The organism is Micromonospora sp. BRA006-A (assembly GCF_033433935.1).
In the GTDB taxonomy this organism is placed as follows: domain Bacteria; phylum Actinomycetota; class Actinomycetes; order Mycobacteriales; family Micromonosporaceae; genus Micromonospora; species Micromonospora aurantiaca.
The window spans coordinates 3,654,285-3,677,750 of sequence record NZ_JANCLW010000001.1 but is presented as its reverse complement, the minus strand read 5'-3'; the positions used below and the strand labels follow the sequence as shown (position 1 = coordinate 3,677,750).

The window sequence follows — 23,466 nt, the reverse complement described above, 5'->3', positions numbered from 1 at the left end:
CCGCCGTAGGCCCGCCAGAGGGAAGGGAGTCGGTGTGAGCGACCGGGTCGAGACGTTGGAGTTCCAGGCCGAGGCCCGTCAGCTGTTGCAGCTGATGGTGCACTCGATCTACTCGAACAAGGACGTCTTCCTGCGCGAACTGATCTCGAACGCGTCCGACGCGCTGGACAAGCTGCGGCTGGAGTCGCTCGTCGACAAGGAGCTGCCGGCGGACACGTCCGACCTGCACATCGAGATCGAGGTCGACAAGGACGCCCGTACGCTCACCGTGCGGGACAACGGCATCGGCATGACCCGCGACGAGGTGGTCGGCCTGATCGGCACGATCGCCAAGTCCGGCACCGCCGAACTGCTGCGCAAGCTGCGCGAGTCCGCCGACGCCGCCGCGTCCCAGGAGCTGATCGGCCAGTTCGGCGTCGGCTTCTACGCCACGTTCATGGTGGCCGACAGGGTGACACTGCTGACCCGCCGCGCCGGGCAGTCCGGCGGCACCCGCTGGGAGTCCGCGGGCGAGGGCACGTACTCGATCGAGGAGGTCGAGGACGCACCCCAGGGCACCTCGGTCACGCTGCACCTCAAGCCCGTCGACACCGAGGACAACCTGCACGACTACACCGCCGAGTGGACGATCCGGGAGATCGTCAAGCGGTACTCCGACTTCATCTCGTGGCCGATCCGGATGACCGTCGACAAGCCCGGCGAGGACGGCGCCACCACCCGCGAGGAACAGACCCTCAACTCGATGAAGGCGCTCTGGGCGCGCTCGCGGGACGAGGTCGACGAGGCCGAGTACAAGGAGTTCTACCGGCACGTCGCGCACGACTGGGCCGACCCGCTCGAGACGATCCACATGCGCGGCGAGGGCACCTTCGAGTACGAGGCGCTGCTGTTCCTGCCCTCGCACGCCCCGCTCGACCTGTTCTCCCCGCAGGGCCGCCGCGGTGTGCAGCTCTACGTCAAGCGCGTGTTCATCATGGACGACTGCGACGCTCTGATGCCCAACTACCTGCGCTTCGTCAAGGGCGTGGTGGACGCGCACGACCTGTCGCTGAACATCTCCCGGGAGATCCTCCAGCAGGACCGGCAGATCCGCGCGGTGCGCCGCCGGCTCGTCAAGAAGGTGCTCGCCACGCTCAAGGACATGTCCGCCGAGTCGTACCGCACGTTCTGGACCGAGTTCGGCGCGGCGGTCAAGGAGGGCCTGCTGGAGGATCCGGACAACACCGAGACGCTGCTGGAGCTGGTCCGCGCCGCCAGCACCCACGACCCGGCCGAGCCGACCACGCTGCGCGCGTACGTGGAGCGGATGAAGGACGGCCAGACCGAGATCTACTACGCCACCGGCGAGAACCGGGCCACCATCGAGAACTCGCCGCACCTGGAGGCGTTCCGCGCCAAGGGCTACGAGGTGCTGATCCTCACCGACCCGGTGGACGAGGTGTGGGTCGAGCGCGTCGGCGCGTACGACGGCAAGACGCTGCGCTCGGTCGCCAAGGGGCAGGTGGACCTGGAGACCGAGGAGGAGAAGGAGAAGGCCGAGGCGGAACGGCAGGAGTACGCCGACCTGCTCACGTTCCTCGGCGGCGCGCTCGCCGACAGCGTCAAGGAGGTGCGCCTGTCCACCCGGCTGACCACCTCACCGGCCTGCGTGGTCGGCGACGCGCACGACATGACGCCGACGCTGGAGAAGATGTACCGGGCGATGGGTCAGGAGGTGCCCCCGGTCAAGCGGATCCTGGAGCTGAACCCGGCCCACCCGCTGGTCACCGGGCTGCGCAAGGCACACGGCGAGGGCGGCGACACGGCCGCGCTGACCGAGACCGCCGAACTGCTGTACGGCATGGCGCTGCTGGCCGAGGGCGGCGAGCTGGCCGACCCGGCCCGGTTCACCCGCATCCTCGCCGACCGCCTGGCCCGAGGCCTCTAGCCCCACCCGCCCCGCCGGCCGGACCCGGCCGGCTTGATCGACTCCATTACGCCGAGGTGGCGGTATCAGGATGCCCCCGATACCGCCACCTCGCCGAGCTGGTGGATCAAGCTGTCTTGTCCCAGGATGGGGAAGATCAGTCCCAGATGGAGGGAGCCGGCTCGGTGAGTGAGCTCCCGGTTGGTGGTCTCTGCACGCCCGCGTCGGCAGGGCCTGCCTGGTTGGACGGGTGTGGGTCGGGCTGGATCTGCTGGCGCCGGTGAGGCGCCGGCCTGGTGTCCAGCCCGCGCGGCCGGCCGTAATCGCCGTTGGCTGGTGAAGAGGCCGCTGAGCCGGTGCGCCGGGGCGGCGAGCCCGGTCGGCTCAGGGGAGGGCGGGGTAGAGCGCGGCCACCCCGCCGGACAGTGCGGCCTGGACCCGGCGCGCCACGTCGTCGGCCAGGATCTCGTAGCTGTCGGACTCGATGCCGTCGGCGGCGAGCCGGGCGACGTCAGCCGGGTGGGCCTTCGGGCCGGGTACGGCGGCGGCCATCTCGGTGTCCATGTAGCCCACGTGCAGGCCGGCGACGCGGACGCCCCGGCCGGCCAGCTCCAGGCGCAGGGCGTTCGTCATCGACCACTCGGCGGCCTTCGCCGCGCCGTACGCGCCGACGCCGGGGAACGTGAACCAGGACAGCGCGGACAGCACGTTCAGGATCGTGCCGCCGCCGTTCGCGGCGATCCGGGGCGCGAACGCCCGGACCACCGACAGTGTGCCGAGGTAGTGCGTCTCCAGCTCCAGCCGGATCTTGTCGAGGTCGCCGTCGAGCAGGTCGCTGCCGGTGCTCACGCCCGCGTTGTTGACGAGCAGCGTCACGTCACCGGCCCGCTCCGCGGCGGCGGCGACCGACGCGGGGTCGGTGACGTCCAGGCGTACCGGGGTGACGCCGGGCAGGTCCACGGCGTCCGGGTTGCGGGCGCCGGCCCAGACGGTCGCGCCACGCGCGACGAGTTCGGCGGCCAGGTGCCGGCCGAAGCCGCGGTTGGCGCCGGTGACCAGGGCGGTGCTTCCAGCGATCTTCATGTGTCGCTCCGAGGTGTGGTGAGGGAGGTCAGGCGGACAGCAGGCCCGGACCGGGCAGCACGGCGAGTTCGCCGGGCGGTACGTCGTGCCCGGCGTCGCAGCGCAGCCGGGCGTGCACGGGAGCGCCGCACTCGTCGTGGGCCACCCGGACCGCCGGGCCCACCTCGTCGGCGGCGTACGCGTCGCCCCACTGCCGCAGCGCGACCAGCACCGGGATCAGGTCGCTGCCCTTGGCGGTGAGCACGTACTCGTCGCGGGTGCGCTGCCCGGGCTCGCGGTAGGGACGCCGGTCGAGCAGCCCGTCCGCGACGAGCTGCTTGAGGCGGGCGGCGGCCACCGGCTCGCTGACGCCGACCCGCCGGGCGAAGTCGTCGAAGCGGCGGGTGCCGAACGACGCCTCCCGCAGCAGGAGCAGCGTGGTGCGGTTGCCGACCACCTCCAGCGCCCGGGCGATCGAGCAGTTGGCGGTGGACCAGGAGTCACGCTGCGCAAGGAGGTCCGTCATGGCGTCGACGGTACCCCCCTGACTTAGGAACACATAAGTCAGCTACCTCACAGCTGGCCGGGGAAGAATCCGTGCCGGGCCAGCGGCTCGACGATCTGGTGCTCCTCGTACGACAGGTGCGACAGCAGCGTGTCGGTGAGCAGGTCCACCGCCCCCTGGAGGCCGGTGAAGTCGCCGGGCCGGCGGACCAGCTCCACGAGCGCCCGGTCGACGCTCTCCACCACCCCGTGGATCACCACGTGCTCCTCCTCCAGGCGGTCCAGCACCGCCGCCAGCCCGGCCTCGGAGCGGCGCAGGTGCGGGAAGATCGAGGCGTCCTCCAGTCCGTGGTGCTGGGTGACCATGGTGCAGTACGCCGCGCAGTACGCCCCGAGCGTCCAGTTGTTCTGCCGCATGGTCATCTCGTTCAGCGCGGCTCGCGCCCGGCCCGGCGAGACACTGCCCTGCTTGACCTGTTCCAGCAGGTCGCGCACCTGGGCCAGCTCCTGGCGCAGATGGTCGTGCACGTCCACCAGGTGTTGCCCGGCGGCCTGTCCCCGGGCCGGGTAGACGTGCCCGGCCGGCGGCGGCGGGGCGCTCGGGCGGGTGGACTCGTCCCAGGGGCGGCGCGCGCTGAGGCGTACCCCCGGGTCGGGGGTGGGGGTGACGCCGAGCGTGCTCGGGCCGCCGGCGGCGGCAGGCGCGTCGGCGGCCGTGCGGGTTCCGCCGGCGGGCGTGGCGCGCTCGGCGGCGACCAGTTCCCGCACGGCGGGCGCGACCTCCTGGCCGAAGATCTGGATCGCGCGCGGCTCGTCGCTGCCGAGGATGAACGTGGTGATGCCGTGCTCCAGCGTGAGCCCGGCCAGCTCCTCCACCCACTGCTCCGGCGGCCCGGCCAGGAAACCGGCCGACGAGCGGGCGAACGTGCCGGTCACGTTGAGCATGCGGCGGATCGCGGCCGGATCGCGCCCGGCGGCCCGGGCGCCCTCGTCGACGAGCGCGTTCAGGGCGGGCAGCTCGTCGGGGCCCTTCGGCAGGTACGACAGGGACGGCAGCCAGCCGTCCGCGGCGCGGCCGACCAGGCGCAGCATGCGCGGCTTGTACGCGCCGACCCAGATGCCCACCGGATGCGCGGGCGCCGGACCGCGCTTGGCGCCGACCACCCGGTAGTGCTCGCCGTCGACGCGGATCATGCCGCGACGGTCGGTGTCCCAGACCTCGCGGATCACCCGGATCGCCTCGTCGAGGGCCTCGACGGCGGCGCCGGGGGACAGGCGCCGCCCGCCCGCCGCCTCGATCGCGTCCCAGAACGCGCCCGCGCCGAGGCCCAGCTCCACCCGGCCGCCGGTGAGCAGGTCCAGGCTGGCGACGCTGCGGGCCAGCACCACCGGCTGGCGCAACGGCAGGTTGAGGACGTTCCCGGCCAGGCGGACACGTTCGGTGGCGGCGGCCACGTAGGACATCAGCGTCCAGGTGTCCAGGAAGCCCGGCTGGTAGGGATGGTCCTGGAACGTGACCAGGTCCAGCCCGACCTGCTCGCAGAGCCGGGCCAGCGCCACCACCTGGTCGGGCTGCCCGGCGGCGGGGGTGACGAAGCCGCCGAAGGCCAGCTCGTGTCCGTGATCGGTCATCCGTCAAGCCCTCCCGTGATCTTGCCTGGCCCTGCCACCGTAGCGCCGCCGCCGGTCGCCCGGCCGGGTGAAGAGCGTCACAAGAAGTGGACGAACGTCGCAAATCGCTCCTAGCGTCGGTTTCGTTCGCAGACGCGGACACCGCGGGCCGGAAACGCCAAATCCCGCCGCCGGCCCCGGTAACCGAACCTCGTGCGGGAGCGGGGGAACCACACGTTCCACGGTGCATCGTCACCTCGGGGTGAAGCCGCCACCGGCGGCCGGGCTCCTCGGCCCGAACCCGACAGCTCACCTCGTCGGCGTGGAGGAATCCACATGGCAACTGAATACTCAGCCCGAAGCCGCCGTACCGCTCTCGGAGCGGTCCTGGCCGGCGCCGCCGTCGGCGCCGCGACCCTCTTCGGCCCGGCCGCTCCGGCCAGCGCGGGCGTCAACTGGGACGCGGTCGCGCGCTGCGAGTCCGGTGGCAACTGGAAGATCAACACCGGCAACGGCTACTACGGCGGGCTCCAGTTCTCCCGTGCCACCTGGAACGGCTACGGCGGCCAGAAGTACGCCGCGCGCGCCGACCTGGCCAGCCGGTCCGAGCAGATCGCCGTCGCGGAGAAGGTCCTGCGCGGCCAGGGCATCGGCGCCTGGCCGGTCTGCGGCAAGAAGGGCGGCTCGGCGAGCGCGGCGAGCCGGTCCGAGCGGGCCACCACGAAGGCGGCACCGAGGAAGGCGGCGCCGAAGCGGGCCGCCGCGACGAAGGCCGCGCCGGAACGCGCCACGACGAACGCGGCGCCGCGGCCGTCGTCCGGCGCCGGAGAGTACGTGGTCCGGCGCGGGGACACGCTGTCGGAGATCGCCGTGGCGCAGCGCGTCGACGGCGGCTGGCGGGCCCTGCACGAGCGCAACCGGGCAGTGGTCGGCGACGATCCGGGCCTGATCTTCCCGGGTCAGCGGCTGCGCCTGCGCTGATCTCGTCCGAGCGCCCGGCCGGTTCGCCCGGCCGGGCGCGACACGCCGCGTGGCCGGTGTCCGGCCTGCTCGCGGCGCCGGGACGCGACCCGGACCGGCCGGTGACGGGGATTCGTCGGAGCCGGTTGCTAGGGTCACGAATGCTCGGCTAAGACGTGAAGAAAGCGCGGATATGACCAACGACCCGTTCTCGGCGGCCGCGAGCATCGACGAGCTGCTGACCCGCACGCAGCAGGCGCTCACCGCGATGCGCTCCCGGGCCTCGGCGCACGCCGACGGCGAGCCGGGCGACCTGCTGCTCGCCGAGGGCACTGCCGCCGGCGGCCGGGTCCGCGCGGTCGCCGTCCAGGGTGGCCGGCTCGATTCCGTCACTATCGACCCGGAGCTGGCCGGCGAGCCTCTCGACGTCCTCTGCGGACACCTCGTGACCGCCGCCAACGCCGCGTTGTCCGAGCTGGACGACCGGGTCAGCGCGTCGGCGCGCGCCGACGCCGACGCGCTCGCCGCCCGGCTCGGCAGCATGGGCGACCAGGCCGAGCTGTTCGGCCGCGCGATGCACGAGGCGGCCGCCCGGATCCACCGCGACCGCGGTGCCGCGTCCCGGGCCGGGCGCGCGGTCTGACCCGACCGCACCCGACCCGGCACGACGAGGCGCCGCCCCGCACGCGGCGCCGGCCACGCGGCGCCGGCCGGGCACGACGAGGCGGCCGGCCGCCGGGAGGACGACGACCGGCCGCGCTACGCCACGGTCAGCTCAGGGTGACCGCGGTGTCGTCGACGACGAAGGACGTCTGCAACGAGCTGTCCTCCACGCCGCTGAACGAGATGGTCGCCGTGGTGCCCGCGAGCGACGAGATGTCGAAGGACCGCTGCACGTAGCCGGTGGCCTTGTTCAGGTTGGAGTACGTGGCCAGCGTGGTGCTGCCCGCCTTGACGGTGAGCTTGTCGTAGGCGGTGCTGGTGGTCGACTCCGCGCTGTCGATGTGCAGCCAGAAGCTCAAAGTCGCCCGGCATCCGGCCGGGATCGTCACCGACTGGCTGAGCGTGTCGGTGTGCGACGAGCCGTACCCGTCCAGCCACGCCTTGTACGAGCCGCCGTGGGCGGCCTGGCCGCTGTCGGTGGTGATGACGCCGGACGAGGCGCTCCAGCTCACGTTGCCCGACTCGAAGCCCGGGTTGGCGAGCTTGTTGCCGGAGCAGCCGCCCGACGGCGGGGTGGTCGTGGTGCTCGGGGTGGGCGTCGGGGTGCCGCCTGAGCAGGTCGGGTCACCGGACTGGGCCGGCACGCTCACCGCGTCCCAGGCCGCCTTGACCGTGTTGAACTCCGCGCAGCTGCCCGGGTAGAGGTTCTTCGCCGCCTGCAACGTCCAGGTGCGGTACTTGAGGTACGACGAGGACGAGGTCTTCAGCAGCATGCCGTTGTACATGATCTTCATGGCCTTCTGGATGCCCAGGCCGGTCACGCTGCTGCCGTTGCAGGTCGAGCTGGACGGCTGCCCGTTGGTCGGGCTGCTGCCGTTGGCGAGCAGGTAGAACCAGTGGTTGCCCGGGCCGGCCGCGGCGTGCACCTCGGTCGACGGGATGCTGCTGGAGTAGCAGTTCGGGTCGCCGAGCGCCGACGGGTTGTACATGTTGCGGATCGGGCCGGAACCGACCAGGTTGATCTTCTCGCCGACCAGGAAGTCCGGCGCGTCGTAGCTGGACGGCTCGTTGGCGAACCACTCGGTGGCCGCGCCGAACGTGTCAGCCACGAACTCCTGCGTGCCGCCGCCGGAGATGCCGCCCGGGGTGTTGTCGTCGATGCCGTGGCCGATCTCGTGCGCCACCACGTCCAGCGAGCCGATCCACTGGCCGGCGGTGTTCTTGCCGATCTGCACCTGGCTGCCGTCGTAGTAGGCGTTCTGGTCGTTGAGGCCCACCCGGATCGGCCAGTAGCCGCCGTTGCCGTTGGCGCCGTTGCGGCCCAGCCACTGGGCGAGCATCTTGTGCTCGGTCTGCGCGGAGAACAGCGCGTCCACGCAGCCGGTCTCCTTGCTGGTGGCGGTGCCGTTGCCCCACACGTCGTCGGAGCCGCTGAACGTGGTGTTGTTCGCCGCGTCCTGGCAGCTCAGGTTGGTGACGGTCGGGTCCTTCATGGTGTACGTGGAGCCCGACTGGGTGGTGTTGAGCGTGAGCGGACTGGGCCCGTTCCAGGCGCCGGTGCCGGTGCCGCGGACGACGTGCTCCTGCTTGCGCAGGACCGCGCCGGTGCGGGCGTCGACGTCGACGGTCAGCCGGCTGGGGCCGTCCGCGCCGGTGCCGCGAACGGTGGTCTCCCAGGCCAGCGCCGGTGCGGCGCCGAGCGTGTAGACCACGAGCGTGGTGCCCTCGACCGCGTTCACGGCCTTGAGCTGGGCGCGCGCCGTCTTCGCGGCGGCGGCCGGGGTCAGCGCGGGCGTGGTGGCGAGGGCGCCGATGGGCCGCTGCTGGGCGACCGAGGCGTACTTCAGGTTGCCGGCCGAGTCCGTGGCGAGCACGAAGTCGCCGCCGACCACCGGGAGGCCCTTGTAGGTGCGCTCGTAGGGCACGTACTGGGTGCCCTCGGAGGAGATGACCGGCTTCTGGACGAACGCGTCGTCGGAGCCGGCCTGCAGGTAGGCGGGGCGGTTCGCGACCAGGGCGCGGGCCGAGTCGGCGGCGGTCGCGCGGGCCTGCGCCGGGTTCGGGGCGGCGGGTCCGGGTGGCGCGGCCTGCACGGCGGCGGCGGTTCCTGCGGCGAGCAGGCCGGCCGCGGCCGCGCCGGTGAGCGCGGCGAGGCGAGGTGAGAGTTTCACGGGGGTTTGCTCCTGTTCTACAGGCGCGCCGCACGGAGCCCGGTGGGGACGGGCGGCGCGGTGGTGCGAGGCAGGGTGACGGCCGGTCACCGGAGCTGCCGGCGTGGCTCCGGGTCGACAGATCGACCGTCGCGATTCGCCGGGGGTCGGCGGCTCGCTGGTGCACGATCACACGCCGCGCGAGGCCGGAGCAATAAGTGACCTGGGCAACGACTGGCAGTCGGGCGTGTCGCCACACGCGTCGATTCAGGTAACCATGATCTTCAATAGGCCCTGATCAGGGCGAACATCGCCGACGGTGGATGGATGCCGGTGCAAATTGCGGACGTTGCCGCTGTGTGCGAATGGCGCGCATAGACGCGAGGCCGCCGCTCCTGCGGCCGGGCGGCGGCCGAGCCGCCGCCCGAGCGGGTCAGCGCGGGCCACGGGTCCGCGTCGGCGACACGGTCGGCAGCGGTGGCAGCGTCGGCGTCAGCGTCGGCCGCGAGGTCGGCCGCCCGGTCGGGTCCGGGCTCGGGCTCGACGAGGACGGGCTGGGGCTCGGCGACTCCGGCGGTGTCGGCGCGGCGGTGGTCGGCGGCGGTGGCGCGGACCGCGTCGGCTCCGGGGCCTCGCCGGGGAACGTCGGCTGACCGAAGCGGTACTTCTCCGGGTCGAGCTTCATCGCCGCGGTGGCCCGGGTCATGAACTGCCGCCAGATCGGCGCGGCGCCGGTCGAGCCGTACACCTCGTAGCTGCCGCCCCTGGTCCGCAGCGGCTTGCCGTCGGTGGTGCCCAGCCAGACGGCCGAGGCGAGCGCGCCGGTCCAGCCCACCATCCAGGTGTGCACGTTCTGCGTGGTGCTCTGCCCGGCCTGCCAGGTGCCGGTCTTACCGGCGGAGTCCCAGCCGTTGCCCAGCTCGGCGGCCCGTACGCGGCGCAGCGTCCAGTCGAGCTGGTCGATCGCCTCCCGGTCCAGGCCCAGGTCCGTCGTACGGAGCTGCTCGGTCCACACGTCCTCGTCGTCCTTGCTGACCGACCGGACGAAGTGCGCGTCGGCGCGCTTGCCGCCGGCGGCGAACGTGGCCATGCCGTTCGCGTGGTCCTGCACGGTGATGCCGTACTGCCCGATGCCGACCTCGGTGGAGAACCGCTTCGCCACCTCGTCGGCCGGGTCGCTGCGCAGGTCGACGCGCTGCGGCCGGGGATCGCCCCGCACCGTCTCCCACATCGACTCCACGCCCGCCTGCCGGGCCATCTCGATCACCTTGTCGGTGCCCAGCTTCTCGGTCAGCTCGAAGTAGGTCACGTTCAGCGAGGCGACGGTGGCCTCCCAGAGCGCGCAGTCCGGCTGGCAGGGCGCACGCTCGGCGTTGCGGATCGGCCCGGCCGCGCTGCCCCTGGTGCGCCCCGAGGCGGGGAACTCCTTGGTGTCCGGCGAGTCGAACCGCTGCTTCACCGAGATCCCGTCGCGTACGGCGGCGGCCAGGTCGTACACCTTGAACGACGACCCCGGCGGATGCTGGCCGAAGCCGCGGGTCTCGCCGTTCTCGTCGTAGTACCACCCCGCGTAGTCCGCGCCCGAGCCCTTGTCGCCGCCGTAGTAGCCGAGCACCCGGCCGGTGCCCGGCTCCACCGCCACCAGCGCCGCCTGCCAGTTGCGCGGCTGGCCGCGGACCGCCTGCGGCGCGGTGTCGCGGCGGATGTCCGCCGCCGCCTCGGCCGCGTCCTGCACCCGCTTGTCGATGGTGGTGACGATCCGGTAGCCGCCGTCGCGGATCACCTCGTCCGGCTTGCCGCGGAACGGCTCGGTCTCGCGCAGCTCGGCGAGCACGTGGTTGACCACCAGGCCGGTCGGCCGGTCCAGGTCGGACCGGCCCGCGTCCTTGTCGATCGGCCGGACCGTGTCCGGGTACGCGAGATCCTCCGCCTGCTGCGGCGTCAGGTAGCCGAGCTTGACCATGCCGTCGCGGATGTAGTTCCACCTGTCGATCGAGTTCTGCCGGGCCAGCGCGTTGCGGCGCGGATCGTAACCGGGCGCGCCCTCCGGGTCGGCCGGGTCCGCCTCCGGCTGCTTCACCATCGCGCAGAGCACCATCGCTTCGGCCGGCGTGAGCTGCCGCGCGGCCGGCGCGTCCCGGCGTACCGTCTTGCCGAAGTACGTCTGCGCGGCCGCCTCGATGCCGTACGCGCCCCGCCCGAACGGCACGGTGTTCAGGTAGAAACCGAGGATCTCCTCCTTGGAGTACGCGTCGTCGAGCTTCCACGCGATCACCGCCTCGCGCAGCTTGCGGGAGTAGGTGACCCCGCGCAGGTCCGCGGCGATGCGCGCGTACTGCTGGGTGAGGGTGGACGCGCCCTGCCGCTGCCCACCGCTGATGTTGGCCCAGGCCGCCCGCAGCACACCCTTGACGTCGATGCCCTGGTTCGTCCAGAACGTACGGTCCTCGGCCGCCACGATCGCCTGCTTCGCCGAGTCGTTCATCTCGTCGTACGGCACGATGGTGCGGTTCTGCGCGCCCAGCTTCGCCATCGGCGTGCGCCCGTCGGCGTAGTAGACGGTGGTGGACTCGGGCAGCTTCAGGTCGCTGGGCGTCGGCACGCTGTCGAAGTAGTAGCCGCCGGCGACCAGCCCGCAGCCGGCCAGCAGCGTGCAGACCGCGAGGACGACAAGCAGACGCCGCCGCTTTCGCCTCGGGCGCACCGGTGCCGCGCCGCCCGGTTCCGCTGTGGATCCGCTGTTCCGCACGCGTTACCTCCGACTGGTCGGCTGAGTCGTGCCCGGCTCGCAGGCTAACCGAGCAGCGCCGACGGCACCGGCGAAGAACCCGGACGGTGTGGCGTGCTCCGGGCCGGGGCGCACGGGCGCCGCCCCGGCCCGGAGGGCTCATCCGGTCAGCGCGCCGCCCATCCGGCGGCGTGGCCGTCGCGTTCCCGGCGGGCGGCCCGGCGGGAACGCCACCTGTCGTTGCCACCGTGGAACGGCGCCGACCGCCACAACGACCGCACCGGCGTGCCGTCGGGGGCGGCGAACGTCTCCCGCTCGGCGTAGCCGTGCCGCCGCAGCAGCTCCTCCGCCTGCTCACCGGCGCACGTATGCGCGTACGTGGGCAGGCTCAACGTGTCCATCCGGCGCTGCGCCGCGGACAGCGCCTGCGTCGCGCCGCCCCGGGGCGCGGCCAGCAGCGCCAGATGGTTGTGGGGCTCGGCCGGACGGCGTGCCGCCAGCTCCGCGCTGAGGCGGCGGAACCGGTCCCCGTCCGGCCCGGCGACGCCGGCGAGCCGGTCGGCGTACCGGTGGGGGGCGGGGATCGGACGGTAGCGGTGGAACCACACGGTGGCGGCGCTGCCGTCGGGCAGCAGGAACGCGTCGCCGAACAGCAACGCGTGTTCGGTCCAGATCCGCGCCACGGCGGCGAGGACCGGCAGCCGGCGGGACGTGTCGGGGACGAGCCAGGCGGCCAGCGCGGTGGGCGCGAGGGCCTCGGCGACGAGGTCGGCGATGCGGCCGATGTCGCACCACCGGGCGCGGACGACGGGCAGGGCTGTGCTCATGAACGAACTCCTGTTGTCCAGGCGTGATCGGGTCGGTTGCGGGCGCCGGACGACGGCGCCGCCGCGGCACGCGGCAGACGGGCGGGACACGCCCGTGCTCCGGATCGGAGGTGGTGTCTGTGGAGTCCGCTCAGGCGGGTCTGGTGCCGGGGCGCGACGTGCGCGACGGCGGCAGCGGATCGGCCGCCGGTCGCGCGTACCGGTGGGCCAGGGCCGGCAGCCGCCAGCGGTTCGTGTCCGCGTCGGCCGCCTCGCTGTGCACCGCGCCGCCGCCGTGGCTGAGGCCGTGCGGTGGCAGCGGTACGGCGGGCGTGGTCGTGACGTGCACCGCCGGGCCGAGGGCCGCCGGTGCCCGGCTCTGTGCCGGGTCGGCCCACCGCGCGCCGACGACGGCCAGGGTGCGCGCCGCCGGGGCGGCGACTACCGGACCGCCGAGGCGGGACGGTGTGTCGTGCGCACGCTCGGCGGCGGGCGCGGGCGTCGCGGCCGGGCCGGCCGGATGGACGGGCTCGGCCGGTGGGCCCGGCTCGACCGGCCCGGGCTCGCCGGGTGCCGGAGGCGATCCGGGGTCCGGCGCGGCGGGCGGGTCGAGCAGATCGGTCACCGGGCTGAGCGGGTCGAGCACCGGTGCCAGCGGGTCGAGCACCGGTTCCAGGCCCCGCCAGACCGGGCCGAGGATCGGGCGCAGCGGCTCGACGGCCGGCGACAGCAGGTCCGCCACCGGGTCGAGCACGCCTGCCCTCACCGGGTCGGTGACCGGGCGCAGGACGTCGGTGACGGGCGTGAGCACGTGGTCGTGTACCGGCGTCACCACCGCCTCGACCACCCGGCCGGTGAACGGGGTCGCGGGGGCCGGCTGCGCCTTCGGCCGGCCGGTGCCGGACGCGGGTGTGCCCGGCTTCGGCGTGGTCGCGTCGGGTGCGGGTGCCGGTGCGGCGGAGTCGGAGGCAGGCGCGGGTGTTGCCGAGTCGGCCGCAGGTGCGGACGTGGCGGGCGTCGCCGGCTCCGCCGCGGTGCCGCCGGACCCGGCGGGGATCGCGGCGCCGGGTCCGGACGTGGGCAGGCCGAGCACCGTCCCGAGCGTGTCGGTGAGCACCCCGACGGTGGCGGTGAGCGGGCCGGACGGCCGGCCGTCGGCGGCGTGGGCGGCCGAGCCGGAGGCGGCCTCGTGGGCACCCCAGACCACTGCCACGCCGCCGAGCAGCAGACCGAGGCGCAGCGTGCAGCGCGCCACCCACCCGGCCTGTCCCGACATTCCACACCTTTCGCACCCGTACCCGGCGCCACGGATCGACGCCCCGCACTGTACCGAACGTGGCGGCCCGGGCACAGTACGCCGCCGACGGGTGTCGGGCGCGTCGCGCGCAGGCGTGGGATCCGCTGCGGGCGGGTACCAGCCGGGCCATGGACACGCGCACGGCCGAACGCCCGGACACCACCCCCGCACCCGCCGCGCCCCCGGCCGGTGTGGTCGCCGTCGTCGCCCACCGGAAGAAGACGTTCGGGGGAGGGCTCGACGAGCTGCGCTCCCGGCTCGTCGCCGCCGGGGTCGGGCGGCTGCTCTGGTACGAGGTGCCGAAGAGCCGCAAGGCGCCCAAGCGGGTCCGCGCGGCACTGGACTCCGGCGCCGAGCTGGTGCTGGTGTGGGGCGGCGACGGCATGGTGCAGCGGTGCGCCGACGCGCTCGCCGGCAGCGGCGTGCCGATGGGCATCCTGCCGGCCGGCACGGCCAACCTGTTCGCGGTGAACCTCGGCATCCCGGTAGACCTGCCGGAGGCGGTACGCATCGCGCTGCACGGCCGCCGGCGCGAGCTGGACCTGGGCCGGATCAACGGCGAGCACTTCGCGGTGATGGCGGGCGCCGGGTTCGACGGCGACCTGATCCGTGACGCCGACCGGCAGCTCAAGGGCCGGTTCGGCCGGATCGCGTACGTCTGGACCGGGCTGCGGCACGTGCGCGGCGAGTGCGTACGGACGCGGATCCGGGTCGACGGCGCCGACTGGTTCGACGACGAGGCGAGCTGCGTGCTGTTCGGCAACGTCGGCACCATCACCGGCGGCATCCCGGCCTTCGACGACGCCCGTCCGGACGACGGGGCCCTCGAGGTCGGCGTGTCCACCGCCAGCGGCGCGGTGGACTGGGCGCGCACGCTGGGCCGGATGGCCGCCGGGCGCTCCGAGGAGTCGCCGTTCGTGCGGATCACCCGAGGTCGCAAGATCACGGTGCGGTTCGACGCGCCGAAGACGTACGAGCTGGACGGCGGCGCCCGGGGCAAGGCGGAACGGCTCAAGGTGAAGGTGGTGCCGGGCGCGCTGACCGTGTGCTGTCCCGACCCGGCGGACTGACCGCGCCCGGGCCGGGGCAGGATGCCGGCATGCGTGACGACATCCGCGACTACCTGGCCGAAGTGGTCCGCCGCTCCCGGGACGTGCTCGGTGAGGACCTGGTCGGCGCGTACGCCGCCGGGTCGGTCGGGCTGGGCGCGTACCAGCCGGGCCGCAGCGACGTGGACGTGGCGCTGGTGGCCGCCGGACCGGTGCCGGAGCCGGACAAGCGCCTGCTCGTGGACCGGCTGCGGCACGAGTCGCTGCCCTGCCCGGCACGTGGCCTGGAACTCGTCGTCCACCGCCGCGACGTGGCCGCCTCCGGCACCCCGGAGCCGGGCTTCGAGGTCGAGCTGAACACCGGCGCGACCATGCCGTTCCGCGCCACCTACGACCCGGCCGACCGGCCCGCCGCCGACGGGCGGTTCTGGTACGCGCTGGACCGCAGCATCCTGCGCCAGTCCGGCCGGGCCCTGCTCGGCCCGCCCGCCGCCGACGTGTTCGCCGACCCGTCCCCGGAGGCGCTGCGGGCGCTGCTGGCGGACGCGCTGCGCTGGTGGCTGGCGCTGCCCACGCCGCCCGGCGACGCACCGGCCCCCGGCGCGGAGGACGCGGTGCTCGGGGCCTGCCGGACGCTGGTGCGCTGGCGCGACGGCGTCTGGCTGGGCAAGGTCGACGCCGGGCTGCGGGTGGCCGCCGACGACCCCGACGCCGCGCTGATCCGTGCCTCGATCGAAGCCCGCCGGGGCGGCACGCCGCCGTCCGGCCCGGCTGCCCGCGCGTTCCAGCGGCGGGTGCTGGACCGGATCACCGTGCGGTGAGCCCCGCCGTGCGTGACTACTGTGAGCCGGGGGAGGTGCGGTGATCATGACGAAGCTGAGCGCGTCCACGCGGGCCGGACTGGAGTCGGTGGTGCCCGGCGGCGTGGCGACCCGGGCCGCGGACCGGCTGCGGATGGCCCACGACGCCTCGCACTACCTGCTGCACCCCGGCGCGGTGATCACGCCGGCCGACGCCGGTCAGGTGGCCGCGCTGCTGGCGTACGGCGTCCGCACCGGCACCGCGCTGACGTTCCGCTCCGGCGGCACCAGCCTCAGCGGCCAGGCGGTCACCGACGGGCTGCTCGTCGACGTGCGGCGGCACTTCCGCGACCTGACGGTCCTCGACGACGGGCGGCGGGTACGGGTGCAGCCCGGGGTGGTGCTGCGGCAGGTGAACGCGCGCCTCGCGCCGTACGGCCGCAAGCTCGGCCCCGACCCGGCCAGCGAGTCCGCGTGCACGGTCGGCGGCGTGGTCGCCAACAACTCCAGCGGCATGACCTGCGGCACCGAGTTCAACACGTACCGGACGCTGGAGTCGCTGGTCCTCGCGCTGCCCAGCGGCACCGTGCTGGACACCGGCGCACCGGACGCCGACGCCCGGCTGCGCGCCGCCGAACCGGCACTGCACGCCGGGCTGCTGCGGCTGCGCGACCGGGTACGCGGCAACCCCGACTCGGTGCGCCGCATCCGCGCCCAGTACGCCATGAAGAACACCATGGGGTACGGCGTGAACGCGTTCCTCGACCACGACGACCCGGCCGGCCTGCTCACCCGGCTCGTGGTGGGCAGCGAGGGCACGCTCGCGTTCGTCGCCTCGGCGACGTTCCGGACCGTACCCGTGCACCGGCACGCCGCGACCGGCCTGCTGGTCTTCGACTCCCTGGGCGCGGCGATGGCCGCCATGCCGGCGCTGGTGGCCGCCGGGCCGGCGGCGGTCGAGCTGCTCGACGCCGCCGCCCTGCGCGTCGCCCAGCGCGACCCGAAGGCGGACGCCGCGCTGCGCGGCCTGGCCGTGCGCGGGCACGCCGCGTTGCTCGCCGAGTGGCAGGAGTCCGACCCGGCGGCGCTCGCCGACCGGGTCGCGGACGCCGGACCGGTGCTGGCCGGCCTGCCGCTGAGCGCCCCGGCGCGGCTCAGCGGTGAGCCGGCCGCCCGCGCCGCGCTGTGGCACATCCGCAAGGGCCTGTACGCGGCGGTGGCCGGCGCCCGCCCGTCCGGCACCACAGCGCTGCTGGAGGACATCGCCGTCCCGGTCGAGGCGCTCGCCGGCACGTGCGCGTCGCTCGCCGACCTGTTCGAGCGGCACCGGTACGCCGACAGCGTCATCTTCGGCCACGCCAAGGACGGCAACCTGCACTTCATGCTCAACGAGCGGTTCGACGGCGGTGAGGCCCCGGCGCGCTACGCCGGCTTCACCGAGGAGATGGTCGACCTGGTGCTCGGCCACGGCGGCACGCTCAAGGCCGAGCACGGCACCGGCCGGGTGATGGCCCCCTACGTGCGCCGCCAGTTCGGCGACGAGCTGTACGAGGTGATGCGCGAGCTGAAGACGCTCTGCGACCCGGACGGTGTGCTGAACCCGGGCGTGCTGCTCAGCGACGACCCGGAGATCCACATGCGGCACCTCAAGACCGTGCCGACGGTGGAGGATGAGGTGGACCGCTGCGTCGAGTGCGGCTACTGCGAGCCGGTCTGCCCCAGCCGCGACCTCACCACCACGCCCCGTCAGCGCATCGTGCTGCGCCGGGAGATCGCCGCCGCGCAGGCCGCCGGAGACACCGCGCTGGCCCGGGAACTGACCGACGCGTACGACTACGACGCGGTGCAGACCTGCGCGGTCGACGGCATGTGCGCCACCGCCTGCCCGGTGCTGATCAACACCGGTGACCTGGTCAAGCGGCTGCGCGCGCAGGAGCACGGCCGGACGGCGGGAACCGCCTGGCGCGGGGCGGCCCGCCGCTGGGGCGCCACCACCCGGGGCATGGCCCGAGGGCTCGACCTGGCCGGGGCGCTGCCGCCCGCGCTGCCCGAGGCCGCCACCCGGGCCGCCCGCGCGGTGCTCGGCGCCGACCGGGTACCGCGGTGGCAGCGGGACCTGCCGCGGGGCGGCACCCCGCGCCGCCCCCACCCGGCCGACGACCCGGACGCGGTGTTCGTGCCGTCCTGCCTCGGCACGCTGTTCGCCCCGGCGCAGGGTGGCACCGGCGTCGCCGCCGCGCTGCTCACGCTCGCCGAGCGGGCCGGCGTACGCCTGCTCGTGCCGGACGGCATCGGCGACCTGTGCTGCGGCACCCCGTGGTCGTCGAAGGGACTCACCGACGGCTACCGGGCGGTGCGCGACCGCGTGCCGCCGGTGCTGCGCGCCGCGAGCCGCGACGGCGCGCTGCCGCTGGTCAGCGACGCCGCGTCCTGCACCGAGGGCTTCGAACGGCTGCTCGACGGCGCCGGGGACCTCCGGGTCGTCGACGCGGTCGCGTACACCGCCGGCACGCTGCTGCCCCGGCTGACGGTGCGCCGCCGGATCGGTTCGCTCGCGCTGCACCCGACCTGCTCGTCGGTCCGGCTCGGCCTGGACGACGCGCTGCTCACCGTGGCCCGCGCGGTCGCCGACGAGGTGGTGGTCCCGGAGGGCTGGCAGTGCTGCGGCTTCGCCGGTGACCGGGGGCTGCTGCATCCGGAGCTGACGGCGTCGGCCACCCGGGCCGAGGCCGCCGCCGTCACGGCACGCCCGTTCGACGGGTACGCCTCGGTGAACCGCACCTGCGAGATCGGGCTGGCGCGGGCCACCGGGCAGCCGTACCGGCACCTGCTGGAGCTGCTGGCCGAGGCCACCTCCCCGTAGCGACGCCGGCGGAGGGCCGGGTTGCCCGCGTGATCGACACCAGCTCGGGTTGGTGGCGGGGTCCAGGTGGGTTGGATGCGTCCACCTCCCCGCAATGGTGTTGATCTTCGCGTGGCTGGGTGCGCGTGGGGTTGCGTGATCGACACCAGGTCGGGGCGGGGCGGCTGCTTCGTCCAGGGGATGCCGCCTACAGGCGAAGCGATGTGCCGGCTGAGGGAGACACCGGTGATGAGCGGAGCGGGGGCCGTGAGCTGGGCGGGCGTACCGGGGTCTCGATTGCGGGCGGGGCGGGGGCGGCAGGGCTTACGGTGCGAGTGGGGGAGTCCACGGGAGGGGTGACGCGGTGGCGGGGGTGTTGTCGGGACGGGTCGCCGTGGTCACCGGCGCCGCCCGGGGGATCGGCCGGGCCGCGGCGGTGGCGCTGGCCGAAGCGGGCGCGGACGTCGCCGGGATGGACGTCGCGGGGCCGGTCAGCCCGATCCTGGACCTGCCGCCCGCCGGCCCGGAGGACCTGGCCGAAACCGGCCGGCGGGTGACGGCGGCCGGCGCCCGCTGGTCGGCGCACGTGGCCGACCAGCGGGACATCGGCGCGGTACGCGCGGTCGCCGAGGCGGTGCAACGGGATCACGGCGGCGTGGACGTGCTGTTCGCCAACGCCGGCATCCAGGCGTTCGCGCCGCTGCTGGAGATGACCGACCGGCACTGGCACGACCAGATCGACGTGAACCTCACCGGCACCGCGAACGTGCTGCGGGTCTTCGCTCCGCTGCTGGCACGCCGCGGCGGCGGCCGGATCGTGGTGACGTCGTCCACCCAGGGGCAGCACGGCACCACGAACGGGTCCGCGTACTCGGCGTCCAAGTGGGGACTGATCGGGCTGGTCAAGTCCGCCGCGCTGGAACTCGGGCCGCACGGCGTGACGGTGAACGCGGTCATCCCGGGGCTGGTCGACACCGCGCTGACCCGGCACCGGGACCGGTACGTCCAGGCGCTCGTCGAGGCGGGGAAGCCGGCCTCCGGTGACCTCGCCGAAGTGGAGGACGCCGCGGTTCAGGCGCTGCGGTCGAAGACGCCGCTCGGCGTGCCGTGGGTGGAACCGGAGGACGTGGCGCCGCTGGTGGTGTTCCTCGCCTCCGACGCGGCCCGGATGGTCAGCGGCACGTCGTTCGCCGCGACCGCGGGCGACAGCGCCCACGTGACCGCCTGACCCCGCCGGGCTGCCGCCGCCGGCGCCCCGGCCACGAGGGCCGGGGCGCCGGGATCGTGGGTCAGGAGCCGTACGGCAGTGTGACCGTCGAGGCGTTGCCGACGCCGAGGATCGTGGGTGCGCCACCGATGGCGTTCCACACCTCGACGCGTACCGTGCCGCCGGACAGATCGCCCAGCGTGCCGGTGGACGAGAGCAGGCCCTGGGTCTGCCGGTACCGCTCCGCACCCGGGATCGGGTCGGTGGCGAAGTACCTGTAGGTCTCCGCCCGCTCGACGCTGCCGTCGCCGGTTAGGTCGTAGGACACCCGGATCTGGACGCCGTTGCCGACCGCGGTGCCCGCGTCGACGGCCAGGTCGAAGGAGGTCGCCCCGCCGGTGTACGCGCCGGTCAGCCCGGTGGCGGTGAACACCTGCGGGTTGGTCGGCGTGCCGTCGGAGTTGCCGGTCGCCGCCGCCACGTTCACCGTGCCGGCGGTGCCTGCGGTGCCGTCCAGCCCGCCGCCGGACCGCAGGTACCGGACCGGCGTCAGCGGGCTGCCCGTACTCGTCGGGCTGGGGCTCGCGGAGGTCGGCGTGGGACTCGCGGTGGTCGGCGTGGGGCTCGCGGTGGTCGGCGTGGGGCTCGCGGTGGTCGGCGTCGGGGTGGGCGTCGTGGTGGGCGGGGGACCGGTCGGCACGGTGCCGCCGCCGGTGGCGTCGCCACCGCTCCACGTGTACGCCCCGGACGTCGCGGTCTTCCCGGCCGGCACCGCGAGCGTCGTGCCGTTGGAGAACGTGACGGTCAGCGGCCGGGCGGTGATGTTCGAGGCCACGTAGGTGCGGACGCCGTTCTTGACGAACACCTTCGCCAGCGGGTGGTTCGCCGTGACCGTGGTGTCCACGGTGCCGAGCGCGGCCAGGTTGCGGATCCAGTGGAACGTGTGCGCCTTGCTCTCGCCCTCCTCGCTGGTGAACCCGCTGTTGGCGCGGAAGTTGCGCAGCGCCTGCTCGCCGTCGCCGAGGGCCAGGAACTCCCAGACGATGTCCTGCCACACGGTCGGCGGGCCGCCCTTGTTGGTGACCAGCTCGGCGTAGTTGGCCTTGACGTACTCCGGGAAGTCGCCCAGGTAGAGGTGACCGCCGGTGATCGGCAGCATGTTGATGCCCTGGATCATCTCCGGCGCCGCGGAGAACCAGGTCGCGTACGCCCCGCCGTCGCCCCACACCATGCCGACCGTCTTGTGCCCGAACGCGGCCGGGAAGTTCTGGTCGTACACGTCGAACCAGTACTCGGAGATCGCCGCGGACTGGGTGGTCCACAGGTAGACCCCGGCGTCGCGGACGGCGGTGTCGCCGGTGGCCTGGCCCCACTGGATCAGCGCGTTGGCGAAGTTCATCCCCTCCGACGAGGACTCCTGGTTGTTGCCGGCGAAGAACGGCGCCAGCCCGGAGGCCCAGTCGTGCCCGGCGTAGATGTCGAAGTCCCGCAGGTAGGGGAAGCGGCTGTCGGCGCGGTCGTAGTTGTTGGCGTCGCGGATGAGCAGGTCGACCATGCCGCCGTAGCGGCTGTCGTCGGCCCAGCCCGGGTCGAACTTGGCGAGCGTGGCGGCGGCCGCGATGAAGTAGCCGTAGTGGAAGTGGTGGTCGTTGAGGTCCTCGTCGGAGCCGTACGAGGCCGGGTAGCCGATCAGCGTGCCCCAGTTGCGGTCGTAGTAGAACAACTGGCCGGTCTCGCCGGAGCCGGCGGTGAGCCAGTTGGTCAGCCGGTTCCGCATCGCGGTCAGCGCCGCGTCGCGGACCGAGGTCTGCCCGAGTTGGTCGGCGATCTCGGCGATCCGGGCGGCCCGGCCGAGCCCCTTGCCGGCCCAGTAGGTGTCAGTGCCGCTGACGCCCTCCGGGTTGCCCTGCTCGGCGTTGAGGTAGCCGGTGACGGTGGACAGGTCCGCGCCGCTGGAGTCGCCCACGGCGGGCACCTCGGGCAGCACGCCGGTGAAGCGCATGGACGTGGTGAACGACGGCACACCGGTGAGCACCCGCATGGCGCCGCGCGCCGAGACGTACGTCGGGGTGATCGGGGTGGCGCCGGTGAGGCTGCGCCACTGGTGCGGGTAGAGCGCCACCACCGTCTTCGTCTCGCTGCCCTCGCGGGGCGTGGTGGTGAACGCGTACGTGGTGCGCACCGTGCCGGCGGACGGGTTGTAGGCGTAGCTCATCCGGGTGCCGGTGACGTGGGCGTGTGCGTACCGGGCGTAGGTGTCGGCCAGGGATGCCCGGTCGCCGCCGCCGGGCAGCACCGCGACCGAGAAGTACCCCTTGCCGGCCAGCGTCGAGCTGATGCCGGCGCCGTTGACGGTCCAGGTCGCGCCGGCCGGGGCGTACGCGACGTAGTCGTGGCCGTTGACCGTGAAGCCGATGGTGGCGCCGGAGTTGCGCCACACGGTGGGCGTCGCGGTGGCGGTGAGCTGCGCGGTGCCGCCGCTGACCGTGTAGTAGCTGAACGGCAGCCCGTGGCCGATGGTGGCGCGCATGGTGCGGCTGCCGTCGCTCCAGTCGGCGGTGACCGTCCAGTCGCTCCAGCCGGCGGCCTTCACCACCGGTGCGGACAGCCCGGGCATCCCGACGCGGACGTCCTCGCCGTACGGGTAGTGGAACTCGCCCACGCCGGTCGCGGTGCCGCTGATCGCCGGCGTGGTGGTGTACGACAGGCCGAGCCCGTTGTTCTCGGCCTTGAAGGCCAGCGGGTGGGCGTGCAGGATCTCGCTGCCGGCGCAGTTGTTGCGCTTCCAGATCAGCGACGACCACCAGTCGTTCGTGGGGATCGCGCCGGACGGCGCGTCGGCGGTGACGAACGTCCTCGGCTCGGTGCTGATCGCGCCGCAGCCCTTCGGCAGCAGGGTGCCGGGCGGCCGGGTCTCGGTGTAGCTGCCCGCGCCGACGGCGCCGGCGGTGGCGGTGCCGCCACCGCCGACCACGACGCCGAGCAGGCCGGCGGCGAGCACCGACGCGGCGACGAGGGCGGTCGCCCGCAGGCCGCGCCGGCGGGCCGGGGACGGGCCGGGCGGGGCCGGGGGTACGGGGTCGGGGGAGAAGTCCCGCAGGAGGGTCATGGAGGTCCCCTTCACAAGGAGAAGGCGGGGTACGGAGTGGTGGTCCGGCAGTCGTGAGAGCGCTGACCTKSRKRMGGGCCGGGCGGGGCCGGGGGTACGGGGTCGGGGGAGAAGTCCCGCAGGAGGGTCATGGAGGTCCCCTTCACAAGGAGAAGGCGGGGTACGGAGTGGTGGTCCGGCAGTCGTGAGAGCGCTCTCTTGAGAAGGGACAGTAAGGTTCGGGTTACGGGTCCGTCAATGTCTCGTTACCAAAGAGAGCGCTCTCCCGCGCTCACGGTCACCTCGCGAAGCGCACTGACCAGCGTCGACGGCGCGCACGAGCGCCGCCCCCGGCCGAGGCGGCCGGGGGCGGCGCGAGGACGCGTACGCCTACGCTGAGTCAGGCGGCGGTGGCGGCGAGACTCCGCGCGTCGGTGCGGGTCGCGGCCGTGCCCGGCTCACCGGCGGCACCGGCCCGACCGTTGCCCGGCTGCCGGTCGCCCGGCTGCCCGGCGACCGGCCGCGAGGCGGACTGCGGCGAGCCGGCGGACTGCCGGGGCGCGGCGGACTGCCGCGGCGTCCGGGCGGCGCTCAGCCCCGCCTGCGCGTTGTTCCAGGCCGCGCACGGCCACGCCGCCCCGGCGCAGCTCGGGCTGGCGCAGACGCGCTCGTCGTCCGGCTGGTGCGCGTCGGCCACCGCGGCGGCCAGGTCCCACAGCAGCGGATCGGTCACCTCCGCGGGGCGGTCGGCGACGCGGTCTGTGCTGGCTTCGGACATGATTCGGTCCCCCTG

Annotated in this window: 16 protein-coding genes and 1 riboswitch; of the genes, 7 read left to right on the top strand and 9 right to left on the bottom strand. The window is 74.0% G+C overall.

The features are described 5' to 3' along the window. Positions 1-34: 34 nt before the first annotated feature. Positions 35-1,927 (top strand): molecular chaperone HtpG, encoded by a 1,893-nt coding sequence (gene htpG, locus NMK34_RS16710; protein WP_318334191.1) that lies wholly within the window; start codon positions 35-37, stop codon positions 1,925-1,927. Positions 1,928-2,290: 363 nt separating this feature from the next. Here the strand turns inward: htpG and NMK34_RS16705 are convergent, their stop codons facing one another. Genes NMK34_RS16705 through NMK34_RS16695 form a run of 3 tightly spaced genes read right to left on the bottom strand, consistent with a single transcriptional unit; the run spans position 2,291 to position 5,104 of the window. Next, complete coding sequence (locus tag NMK34_RS16705) at positions 2,291-2,989, bottom strand: SDR family oxidoreductase (protein ID WP_318334190.1); 699 nt, start codon at positions 2,987-2,989, stop codon at positions 2,291-2,293. A gap of 28 nt (positions 2,990-3,017) precedes the next feature. Next, on the bottom strand, positions 3,018-3,494 hold the full coding sequence (locus NMK34_RS16700; RefSeq protein ID WP_318334189.1) for a helix-turn-helix domain-containing protein: 477 nt from the start codon (positions 3,492-3,494) through the stop codon (positions 3,018-3,020). Between the two features lie 47 nt (positions 3,495-3,541). Continuing rightward, positions 3,542-5,104: an LLM class flavin-dependent oxidoreductase gene (locus NMK34_RS16695; RefSeq protein ID WP_318334188.1), complete on the bottom strand. Its 1,563-nt coding sequence runs from the start codon at positions 5,102-5,104 to the stop codon at positions 3,542-3,544. 171 nt (positions 5,105-5,275) lie between these two features. Then, a riboswitch (cyclic di-AMP (ydaO/yuaA leader) is annotated at positions 5,276-5,421 on the top strand. Between NMK34_RS16695 and NMK34_RS16690 the strand changes: the two genes are divergently transcribed. Then, the gene (locus NMK34_RS16690) at positions 5,420-6,064 is read left to right on the top strand and encodes a transglycosylase family protein (RefSeq protein WP_318334187.1); all 645 of its coding nucleotides are present in this window, start codon (positions 5,420-5,422) and stop codon (positions 6,062-6,064) included. It overlaps the preceding riboswitch by 2 nt. Before the next feature lie 172 nt (positions 6,065-6,236). Further along, a complete protein-coding gene (locus NMK34_RS16685) occupies positions 6,237-6,686 on the top strand; it encodes a YbaB/EbfC family nucleoid-associated protein (RefSeq protein WP_318334186.1) in 450 nt (149 codons plus the stop codon). Between the two features lie 127 nt (positions 6,687-6,813). On the opposite strand, the gene NMK34_RS16680 is transcribed toward NMK34_RS16685, so the two are convergent. The 4 genes from NMK34_RS16680 to NMK34_RS16665 form a co-directional block, all read right to left on the bottom strand. Further along, positions 6,814-8,877, bottom strand: a complete 2,064-nt coding sequence (locus tag NMK34_RS16680; protein WP_318334185.1) for a M4 family metallopeptidase — start codon at positions 8,875-8,877, stop codon at positions 6,814-6,816. A 412-nt stretch (positions 8,878-9,289) separates the two neighbouring features. Continuing rightward, positions 9,290-11,560 carry a transglycosylase domain-containing protein gene (locus NMK34_RS16675; RefSeq protein WP_318334184.1) on the bottom strand — a complete coding sequence of 757 codons (2,271 nt, stop codon included), beginning with the start codon at positions 11,558-11,560 and terminating at the stop codon, positions 9,290-9,292. A gap of 191 nt (positions 11,561-11,751) precedes the next feature. Further along, positions 11,752-12,411, bottom strand: a complete 660-nt coding sequence (locus tag NMK34_RS16670; protein WP_318334183.1) for a hypothetical protein — start codon at positions 12,409-12,411, stop codon at positions 11,752-11,754. 130 nt (positions 12,412-12,541) lie between these two features. Continuing rightward, positions 12,542-13,666, bottom strand: a complete 1,125-nt coding sequence (locus NMK34_RS16665; protein WP_318334182.1) for a hypothetical protein — start codon at positions 13,664-13,666, stop codon at positions 12,542-12,544. 149 nt (positions 13,667-13,815) lie between these two features. Here NMK34_RS16665 and NMK34_RS16660 point away from each other — a divergent pair, with 149 nt between their 5' ends. The 4 genes from NMK34_RS16660 (at position 13,816) to NMK34_RS16645 (ending at position 19,606) form a co-directional block, all read left to right on the top strand. Next, a complete protein-coding gene (locus NMK34_RS16660) occupies positions 13,816-14,757 on the top strand; it encodes a diacylglycerol/lipid kinase family protein (RefSeq protein ID WP_318334181.1) in 942 nt (313 codons plus the stop codon). Between the two features lie 29 nt (positions 14,758-14,786). Beyond that, positions 14,787-15,557 (top strand): nucleotidyltransferase domain-containing protein, encoded by a 771-nt coding sequence (locus NMK34_RS16655; protein WP_318334180.1) that lies wholly within the window; start codon positions 14,787-14,789, stop codon positions 15,555-15,557. A gap of 46 nt (positions 15,558-15,603) precedes the next feature. Further along, a complete protein-coding gene (locus tag NMK34_RS16650) occupies positions 15,604-18,399 on the top strand; it encodes an FAD-binding and (Fe-S)-binding domain-containing protein (protein ID WP_318334179.1) in 2,796 nt (931 codons plus the stop codon). Positions 18,400-18,742: 343 nt separating this feature from the next. Then, positions 18,743-19,606, top strand: coding sequence for an SDR family NAD(P)-dependent oxidoreductase (locus NMK34_RS16645; protein ID WP_318334178.1), 864 nt, complete (start codon positions 18,743-18,745; stop codon positions 19,604-19,606). 61 nt (positions 19,607-19,667) lie between these two features. Here the strand turns inward: NMK34_RS16645 and NMK34_RS16640 are convergent, their stop codons facing one another. After that, entirely contained in the window at positions 19,668-22,694 is a 3,027-nt protein-coding gene (locus NMK34_RS16640; protein ID WP_318334177.1) for a glycosyl hydrolase, read from the bottom strand. Between the two features lie 379 nt (positions 22,695-23,073). Further along, positions 23,074-23,451 carry a hypothetical protein gene (locus NMK34_RS16635; RefSeq protein WP_318334176.1) on the bottom strand — a complete coding sequence of 126 codons (378 nt, stop codon included), beginning with the start codon at positions 23,449-23,451 and terminating at the stop codon, positions 23,074-23,076. Positions 23,452-23,466 lie beyond the last annotated feature (15 nt).